Annotated in this window: 4 protein-coding genes; all 4 read left to right on the forward strand. The window is 30.9% G+C overall.

Annotated elements, in window-relative coordinates; translation table 11 throughout:
* Positions 1–401: 401 nt before the first annotated feature.
* A complete protein-coding gene (locus GOQ24_RS13625) occupies positions 402–1,889 on the forward strand; it encodes a Fic family protein (protein WP_160339939.1) in 1,488 nt (495 codons plus the stop codon).
* Positions 1,890–2,201: 312 nt separating this feature from the next.
* Positions 2,202–3,122, forward strand: coding sequence for a helix-turn-helix transcriptional regulator (locus GOQ24_RS13630; protein WP_160339940.1), 921 nt, complete (start codon positions 2,202–2,204; stop codon positions 3,120–3,122).
* Positions 3,123–3,203: 81 nt separating this feature from the next.
* Positions 3,204–4,409: a hypothetical protein gene (locus GOQ24_RS13635; protein WP_160339941.1), complete on the forward strand. Its 1,206-nt coding sequence runs from the start codon at positions 3,204–3,206 to the stop codon at positions 4,407–4,409.
* Positions 4,399–5,413 (forward strand): hypothetical protein (locus tag GOQ24_RS13640; RefSeq protein WP_160339942.1); only part of this gene is annotated, 1,015 nt, incomplete at its 3' end. The genes GOQ24_RS13635 and GOQ24_RS13640, both read left to right, overlap by 11 nt.

Consider the following 5,413-nt stretch of genomic DNA (forward strand, 5'->3'; position numbering starts at 1 on the left):
ATATATAGTTAACTTTTGTGTTTTTCAATTAGATTTAAATTATGATTTTTTGTATGATAATTAAATAATATTAGTAAAAAGTAGGTGAATGCTAAGTGATTTGTTGTCAGTGAGGTATATTTATTTCGATATTTGCAAAAGTGTTTTAGTTTTAATAGTTTGTTTTTTATATATAGCCAAATGTAGATTAAGGTCGAAATATGCAAGGGATTGTATTTTTTCAAAAGACTAATAATTTATACCTTCGCGGATGAAAAAAAATAATGGTCTTTAGTTTGCTTTGGCATTTAGTGTCAGTGCAGATTATTTCAAATTAGTGTGTATTATTCCTATTGATTTTTAGGGTTGTATACTTAATTACTAATTGCAAATACTATTATGTAGTTTAAAAACTTAAGAGAATGACTTATTCGGAAATAAAAGTAAAGATTGATAGTCTAAAACAGCAAGTTGAGACTCAAGGAGGTGTGAATAGTGAACAGCTACAAAAGTTATATCATAAGTACCGTTTGGAGTGTAACTATTTTTCAAATTATGCAGAGGGAAATACTTTGGCAAAAGAAGAAGTTCGAAGTATGATTGATGGATTGGTAACTGTTGACAAAAAGCCTCTAAAAGATTTAATGGAAATTAAGAAACACGATGAGGTTTTAAAAGAATTATTAGGAGGGAGTTTGGTAGACTCACACCTGTCTGAAAAGTATATCAAAGAGCTTCATGCCAAGTTAATGTATGAAGAGGATAGCGATAGAAGAGCTGAGCTTGGTCAATGGAAGCAGACTGATAATAGCATGTCTACTTACAAAGGTGAGAAATATACTTTTGTAGCTGCTTCTGCTGTAAAAAAGGAAATGCGAGAATTGATCAATCGCACCAATGAAGCAATCGACTATATTCTAAAAGGTAAAAAGTATGCTCCACATCCTATCGATGTAGCCCTTAATTTTCATGTTGATTTTTTGAAAGTAAGCCCTTTTGATAGTGGAAATGGATTAGTAGCACGCTTATTGAGCAATCAGATTTTAATAGCCTTTGTTTATACGCCATTTTGGATTACAGATAAGGAACAAGAGTTATATGTAAAGTATTTAACAGATGTGCTGTGTTATGATGAACCAAAAGACGATTTGTTTACTCATATTGGGCAACAAATTTTGCGTTCGCAGCAAATGATTGTCGATATACAAGAAGGGAAGTCTATTGAGGAATCGGAGAAATTTTACAATCAAATCGAAATGCTTAAACGTCAGTTAAAGGCTAAAGAGGAGGAGAAAAGTAAAGTAAAGTCAGCCGAGTGGTTAGAGTCGATATTTGTTCACTCTATACGTCCTTTATTTACCGAAGTTGAGCTTCAGGTATTGGAGAGTTTTGGAGATTTGTTCGGTGAGATAGAAGGGCAGTATACATTAGATGTTTCAGAGGAAGAAATATTGGAAGGTGAAGAAGTACTTGTTAATGTAGCGCAGGAGGGTGAAGAAGAAACGATTGCAACTGAAGAAGACGCATCAGCTGCTACTGAAGAAGATAATGTTGAAGACGCATCAGCTGTTACAGAAGAAGATATTGTTGAGGATGCATCAACTGTACAAGAAGAAGATTTAGCAGAAGAATTACCACACGTATTTGATTTAGACAATCCTCATATAGCATGGGATAGAGCTGAGGAGATACACTCGGTTATTCGTTTAGGTGGATTTAAACTAATTGAGGGAGCTGCTGCTATTGAGGTAGGAGTATCTTGTAGGTTTACAGAACTAACTTATGTTATTGATTTAGGTGACGGTACAGTATTCGAGAAAGAATACGATCAACAATTAGAAACTGCTGAAATAAAAGCAGTAACTGATTATACTTGTGAGACTATCGTAAAGAAAATTAATGCGTTATAAACGACTCGATTTACTATTGTAAAAGCACTGCCATTTGGCGGTGCTTTTTTGTTTTAGGATTAGCCCTCTTTTAAAAGTATTCATCATTGGCCTTAGTCAAGGTGTTAATGTTAGGAGGAATCTTCTTAATGCTATGTCTAATTAGTTTTAGTTTATGTAGGTATGTTTATTATAAGATAGTGTGTTGTTTGAGTTTGGAAGGTTAAGAGGAGATAGAGGAGTATGTTTACTCGAAAAGTAGAGGTGTTTACGGAAAAGTGAATTGGAGGAGAGTAGAAATTAGGTATATTAGGTAATTAAAAAAGAAGGACTATGTCAATCAAGAAAATTAAAGGGATGATGTTATTGCTGGACAATGTTTTAGATAAGGAGGGAAATGATAGATATACAAGAAGCGATTTAAAAAAAGCTATTGAGGCTGAAATGGATAATGAATTGGTTTCAGATAGATTTATTACTGATCTAAGAGGTGATTTAGAAAAAGACTTTGGTATTAATCTAAGTTTTAATTTTGGAGATAAAAGAGTTCAAATAGTAAATGAAGATGAAGATGAAGATAAAAGTGGAACAATAAAAAAGATATATCGACTAATGGGATTTCTTGGATTAGAGCTCTTGAGTACTAAGATGAAAGGTTTCACCTCTTTTACTAAATATGTTCAATCTGAATTTTCTGAAGATGTGAAAGGTTTTTTGTGGATAGATAAATGTATAGAAGCAATACAGCAAAAAAGAAAGTTAACTATTGTTCATAAGCGTTTCGAAAATGAAGAAAGAAAGAAAAGAGAAAATATTGTACCGCTATTTTTAAAAGAGTATAACAATAGATGGTATTTAGTAGTTGAACCTGTGGATAATAGAGAATATATGATGTATGGGTTAGATAGAATACAAGAATTAATTATCCAAAAAGAAAAGTTTGAATTAAGTGAACCTATAAATTTTAATATATACAAAGATGCAATTGGGGTTGATTTAAGAAATGATGTTGATTTGGTGAAATTACGATGTGATGAAGAAAAGATGAATTATATTAAGATAGCTAAAATTCACGAATCTCAGACTATAGTGAGTGAAACTGAGAAGGAAGTAATATTCACGTTGAGGGTTAAGTTAAATAATGAATTAAAAAACTGGATATTATCTTATGGCTCTCATATAGAAGTCTTAGAACCCATAACATTAAGAAATGAAATTATAACAGAATTAAAGAAGGCTTTAGATAAATATTAATATAATTTGTCAATGTACTTTTTTTTGCCATTGGCTAACATAAGTTTGTCATAACTAAAATTACGGATTATGACACTATCTATGAAAGTAGCACAAATTTGGAAAAGGTATGCGAAAAGTATACCTGCAGATTTAATTGAGAGAGAGTTTTGTTACAGTGAGAATATTGAACAGAAAGATCTCTTGTTTTTAGGATTAAATCCTTCTTTTGAAGAGGAATCTTTGAATCAAGCAGTAAAATATAATGTCAGAAGTCAATTAGATAAAAATTTAAAAAACAAGGAGTACTTTAAACGTATTCTATCTTCATTAGAACATCGTCTGTTTGATATAGACTTAAGAGATGATTTTGCTTATGCAGATTTATTTTACTACAGAACTAATGAAAAGGATAAAGTAGTTGAACAATTGATAGATGACGTAAATGGTCTTATGTTTTTAGAAGATCAATTAACGGTAACACAAAAACTGATAGAAGAGGTGATTAAGCCAAAGGTTATTGTATTGAGGCATTGGCATGCAGCTGTTTTTATGGGGATGTTAGGAAGCAAAGGAGATTTTACATGGTTAGGATATGATTTAGAATTAGTTGAATATACGGGTAGCGAACATCCTGTCTATCAGATAAAAGGTATTATAGACGATATAGCTTTGCCGATACAGTTTGGTCGAAATACGAATCTGTTAGGAACTTATGTTATACTTTATCCTTATGTAGAAACTGCAAAGTTAATTCAAGACCAAAAGATATTGAATGCATGGGAATTAAAGAGGTATCAAGAGCTGGCATATAATGATAGAAAGAAAGATATAAGTCCTTATCCAGAGAAAGGGAATACGGTAGATATTGATATATTATTAAAGTTTCCCACATTGTATTCCGAGTATTTTTTGGGTGATCAAAAAGGATATATCAGTAATAAGAATAAAAAGATCATAGAGGTACTAAAAAGCTTTAGAAAGTTTAATAGTAAAGAAATGGGAAGGGTGTTGTTTGCTTATCTTTCTAAAGAGCGACTCCTTAGTGAAGAGGATATAGATAATCTGACAATGGATCCTGAATACTGTAAGAAAGTATTTGGAGTGAATTGGTTTGTATTAAATGAAGTAACAGGAGTTGCTGTTAAAGATGCAGCAAGAGAGAAGAAAATGTACTTCACTACTCCATTCTTTTTTTTGGATAAAAGGGTATTCTTTCTGATAAAAGAGTGCAATCAAGAAAATAGAGATAAGTTAGAAAAGTGGTTTGTAGAACTGATGATAAAAAAAGAAAGATATGATATTTAAAAAGATTGCTGACTTTTCTTTTGATGCTGTATTAAAAGGAAGTGTAAATAATGTAGATGATTTTATAGAGCAAGTTGTCAAAAAACAATTTATAGAGCATAAGGAAGTTATCAAAAGTATTCACAAGGAGTTAGTGAATTATATTAAACAAGATAATGCAACCTATTTCCTAAGACTATATGGTTCTTTCAGTAAAGATAAGTATAATTATTTACGACGAGGTTTTTTAAGTAAGTACAAGTGTAATAATAGATTAGTTTTCTGTGATAATACTTTTTCGATGTTATTTGCAGGTGCCAAATTGAGTAATATTCCATACACTGTTGAGGATTTAAATACTTTATTTAGAGGCTCTAGTTTGATTTGTTCTTTTGGGTTTACGAGTAGTGAGAAAGAATTGTGTTATTATAACAGAGAAGAAGCTTATAGAGTTAACCTTAATGGAAGAGGTTGGTATTTAGCACATTTAAATGCTGTAGGTAAAGATTATGTGAATGAACCAAAAGGAGTTTTAAAGGATACTTTTATTAATCCTGATCGCAATCAATGGAATGAAAAAACAAGAATTAGAGAAGTTGAAGAAGAACTGAGCCCAAAAGAGTTGAAATTATTACAAGCACATTTTTTAAGATTAATACATCCACTTAACTCATTTTTAGTGCCCAAAAGGACTCAACTAGAATACATAGGAAATAACATAGGAGAAGAAAATGAATTACTATTTAAAGTACAAGAATTTATTAAACAGGAGTTTAAGGAAGAGTATGTAGAATTTTGTAAGTTAGCTTTAGTTGAGGAAATATCACTTAACAATCAAAAACGGATAGAGGAAATTAAGTGGAAGAAAAGTGATTTTAGTAAAAGAAAAAAAGTAGTAAAAGAACAAATTAATCTAATACTTAAGGAAATAGAAGAAGAAAAGAGTAAAGATAAACTTGAAAATATGGATGATATTAATGATTTACGAAGTGAAATATTAAAAGAAAAATTAAGTACTGTAGGGA

This window comes from Myroides sp. LoEW2-1 (assembly GCF_009767705.1).
GTDB classification, from domain to species: domain Bacteria; phylum Bacteroidota; class Bacteroidia; order Flavobacteriales; family Flavobacteriaceae; genus Flavobacterium; species Flavobacterium album_A.

Coding starts and splice junctions, on each gene's coding strand:
- GOQ24_RS13625 (WP_160339939.1), top strand. CDS start 402: ATGACTTATTCGGAAATAAAAGTAAAGATTGATAGTCTAAAACAGCAA.
- GOQ24_RS13635 (WP_160339941.1), top strand. CDS start 3,204: ATGAAAGTAGCACAAATTTGGAAAAGGTATGCGAAAAGTATACCTGCA.
- GOQ24_RS13630 (WP_160339940.1), top strand. CDS start 2,202: ATGTCAATCAAGAAAATTAAAGGGATGATGTTATTGCTGGACAATGTT.